Annotated in this window: 4 protein-coding genes; 2 read left to right on the top strand and 2 right to left on the bottom strand. The window is 46.4% G+C overall.

The window, feature by feature from the left end:
- Positions 1–124 precede the first annotated feature (124 nt).
- Positions 125–442: a helix-turn-helix transcriptional regulator gene (locus tag KDK13_RS00715; protein ID WP_257282808.1), complete on the bottom strand. Its 318-nt coding sequence runs from the start codon at positions 440–442 to the stop codon at positions 125–127.
- 159 nt (positions 443–601) lie between these two features.
- Here KDK13_RS00715 and KDK13_RS00710 point away from each other — a divergent pair, with 159 nt between their 5' ends.
- The gene (locus KDK13_RS00710) at positions 602–1,099 is read left to right on the top strand and encodes a dual specificity protein phosphatase family protein (protein WP_257282807.1); all 498 of its coding nucleotides are present in this window, start codon (positions 602–604) and stop codon (positions 1,097–1,099) included.
- Positions 1,100–1,215: 116 nt separating this feature from the next.
- On the opposite strand, the gene KDK13_RS00705 is transcribed toward KDK13_RS00710, so the two are convergent.
- Positions 1,216–2,577, bottom strand: coding sequence for a Fic family protein (locus tag KDK13_RS00705; RefSeq protein WP_257282806.1), 1,362 nt, complete (start codon positions 2,575–2,577; stop codon positions 1,216–1,218).
- A 136-nt stretch (positions 2,578–2,713) separates the two neighbouring features.
- Here KDK13_RS00705 and KDK13_RS00700 point away from each other — a divergent pair, with 136 nt between their 5' ends.
- On the top strand, positions 2,714–3,304 hold the full coding sequence (locus tag KDK13_RS00700) for a hypothetical protein (RefSeq protein ID WP_257282805.1): 591 nt from the start codon (positions 2,714–2,716) through the stop codon (positions 3,302–3,304).
- Positions 3,305–3,436: the final 132 nt, after the last annotated feature.

Raw genomic sequence — 3,436 nt, 5'->3', positions numbered from 1 at the left:
TCTACAAACTATCGGTAATCGTCGAAAAACGATATAAAACTCAAAAAAATTCAACATTCTTTCTATCTTGTTCCCACGTTGAACATGGGAACGAAGCAGACCATTTCGTATGGCCTGAAACGGATTAAACGCTGTCAATATCAGCCAGTAACTGCTGAACCCGTTGGATAGCTTCCGGGCGAAGGCTAAAGCAGGTTTTGGGGTGCTTTACTTCGGCATGTACCAAACCGGCTTCCCGCAGAATCCGAAGATGTTCTGAAACCGTGGACTGAGCAAGACCAAGCTGCCCGACCAGGTCAGAACCCAGACACACACGCCCCGCCAGTATCCGTAGCAGCCTTACCCGTGCCGGGTGCCCAATGGCTTTGGCATAAGCAGCCAACTCCTTCTCTTCCGACTCGTTAAACTGAAAATCAGCGAGACTTTGCAGGCATTGTGTCATTATGCTAACCACTTACACCTTAATCGTTAAATTACGATGAACGATACGCCAGTATTTTTCCCGCTGCAAGTACCAATGAACAAAAAAATAAAAATACGACCCTGCGAACAATACACCTGTTAATATACCGCCTGCGTTTCTGCAATATAGAGCATTCACATGTCCCATCATCCTTTTGATATTCTGCCGTTGCCCAATGGTTCAACCTTTATTTTCACACCGTGCCCGGGTACAAAAGCGGAAAATCTTTCTGATTCGCTGAGTACACTGAAAAAGGCCGGGGCTGACGCTGTTGTCACTATGCTGCCAAATACCGAAATCACCCTTCTTGAGGTTGCCAGTCTTGGCCAGGAGACTGAACATACTGGAATGCAGTGGTTTCAACTCCCGGTAGAAGACGACTGTGCACCGGAAGAAATCTTTGAAATTGCGTTTAAACAGGCCAAAGACGCCCTGCTCGCCCTGATTGAAAAAAAGGCGACGATCGCTATTCACTGTAAAGGCGGCTCTGGACGTACAGGGCTGATGGCAGCAGCACTTCTACTGGAAAGTGGTATGCAATGGGACGATGTAAAAACACTGGTTCAATCTATTCGACCAAACGCCTTAACCTTGCCCGTACATCTTGAGTATTTGCAGAAGCGCTATGCTCTCTGAACTGAGATAAGCCTGCTGTGGAAGTTTCATCATAGGTTTACCCGTTAAGTATTCAGATCCCTGATCCAGTCAGAGGACTAACGGGAATCCCCCAGCGACTTGACTGGGGGAGAGTGTCAATCAACACATAACCGCTCTCTCAGGTCCGCAGGGGCAATATAACCATAACTTCTGCCTTTAAGCCTGAACTTAATCAGCAACTCCATATTAGCCAGGGTATCCAGATATTTGCGTGCCGCTGTAGACGACACATTAAAATCACTTTCAATCTCTTTTACAGTGAAAGTCCTGCCTGCGTGCTTTAATGCTTTTTCCAGTATGGTGATATGCTGGAGACTTAGCTTATTGTACACAGGCGAGGTTTTCAGTGTCTCAATGGCACTTTGCAGCTCTCTGGCTTTGGTTTTTACATACTCGGTAAACCGCTCCAAAGCTCGAATGATAATGGACAGCTGATAATCAATAAAATGGGTTAAATCATTACTGTCTGTTTCGGTATACAGATAGCTTTTCATATACTTTGCTGGCGCATCCTTGAGCAGTGCTGAAATCGATATATACCGAAAGTTCTGATAACCACTTTTCAGCATGTACCAGTAGAACAGGGCCCGAGCGGTTCTGCCATTGCCATCAAAAAATGGGTGGATATAACCAATCATAAAATGCAATACACACGCCTTTACCACAGGATGAATAAACTCTCCCCCCGTCTTGTGTTCTGCATTAGCATACTCACACACCCTATTCAGCAAAGTTTCAAGCTGGCCAGCGTCTGGCGCTTCATGAATCACCTCGTTGGTCATGTTATTTTTCACAAATACCGGCGCATTCCTGAGTTCTCCTGCGGTGTGCTCATTTTCCAGGGCGTATTCCGTGGCTATCTTGTTGAATCGCAGGATTAAACCCAGTGACAGTGATTCATCCTTGCTATCTTCCGCATACTGAATCAAATTCCAGTTATTCACGATCATCTGCTCAGACATATTTCTGGGCTCTCGGCCTGTTTCCAGCATCTCCTTGGCCACCTTCCGTGTGGTGGCAGCCCCTTCCAGCTGGGCACTGGAAATGGCCTCTTCCATAATGACATTTTGCACAAGATGAAGGTTTTTATCGTATGAGGTTGCTCCCTGAAGATGCTCAAAAGTAATCAGGGTATCGACCTTGTAGAGTTTGGCCATCAAGCCGTTTTCGGTGTAAAAAAATGGCTGATCATTTTCATCCAGTAAATGGTCATGGGGCTTCAGAGAGCGCTTCATTTTTAAAACCAGGTAAGCAAGCTCTTTTCTTCCTTTAAATTCTCTGGATCGGGTCAGGAAGCCATCCCAATGCAAATAATTACCTTTACTATCGAACCCATGATTATTGGTATCTACTGAGTTCATCAGGTCTACAAAGATTTCCCGCCCTTCATTATCCTGCCATAGCTGTTCAAGCAAACTCTCTTTAGGGGGTATTTCTACTCCTTGTATTTTGGCCATATCCCACCGCAAACAAACTTTTTAAATAAGTTTGTTTAGTATAGATAGGCGTGCTAACAGCAGCAAATTAAAAACTGCATCAACTAAACAGAAAGTTATAATATGGAGTCCTGTTATTTAACTGTAATCAACTCCAATGAATTCATGGATAGTCCTATTATCTACCACCTTGCGCCTGGTGGATCTGCATGACAGCAATCATGAACGGCATTCCGACCATACCCGGGTATCGCTGGAAAAACGAACCGGTCATCAGGACGGTTACTGGCTGGAAATTGCCTGTCAACTGCTGGAATATTTGCTTGAACAGGACTATCAAACCAACGGCCAGTTTATCCCTCAGAGTCGCTGCCTGAACAACCTGCGTGAGCAGATTCCAGAGCTGACCGCAGATGACTTGAGCTATGTCATTAATACACTCAGCACACCCAGCGAACTGTTCTTTACCCAGCCGACAGCAACAGAAGCACGACGCACGGCAAGTACCAAGCAGACAGCCCTGCTGGAAAAGCAGAGTAAAATTGGCCATGTTCGTCTATCACAGGCTGGTCGTCAGAGCGTCACTCTGTCCCGTCAGGTGGATGACATTCTCTACAGCGAACACGATGCCGCCAAAATTATTTCCGCTATTGCCCACTGGTTAAAACGTTCGCGGATTTCCTGGCGCAGGAACTGTTTCTGGCAGTCCATCACCGTAGCCTGGATATTGCGCACTGAACTCTGGTAGTACTTGCGGTTGTTACGGAATGAGTCCAGCTTGCCCTCCAGTGCCGGGTTTTCCCGAATCCGGCGAATTTCCCGGGTCAGTCCCCGGATGGATAGCAGGATAGAGTCGCAAATGGGCGGGATACGGTCAAAG

This window comes from Endozoicomonas sp. SESOKO1 (genome assembly GCF_024606265.1).
In the GTDB taxonomy this organism is placed as follows: Bacteria; Pseudomonadota; Gammaproteobacteria; order Pseudomonadales; family Endozoicomonadaceae; genus Endozoicomonas.
This window is presented reverse-complemented; position numbering and strand designations above follow the sequence as displayed.

Bases quoted from the DNA above. Each gene is read 5' to 3' on its own strand.
- KDK13_RS00715 (WP_257282808.1), bottom strand. From the start codon at position 442: ATGACACAATGCCTGCAAAGTCTCGCTGATTTTCAGTTTAACGAGTCG.
- KDK13_RS00710 (WP_257282807.1), top strand. From the start codon at position 602: ATGTCCCATCATCCTTTTGATATTCTGCCGTTGCCCAATGGTTCAACC.
- KDK13_RS00705 (WP_257282806.1), bottom strand. From the start codon at position 2,577: ATGGCCAAAATACAAGGAGTAGAAATACCCCCTAAAGAGAGTTTGCTT.
- KDK13_RS00700 (WP_257282805.1), top strand. From the start codon at position 2,714: ATGAATTCATGGATAGTCCTATTATCTACCACCTTGCGCCTGGTGGAT.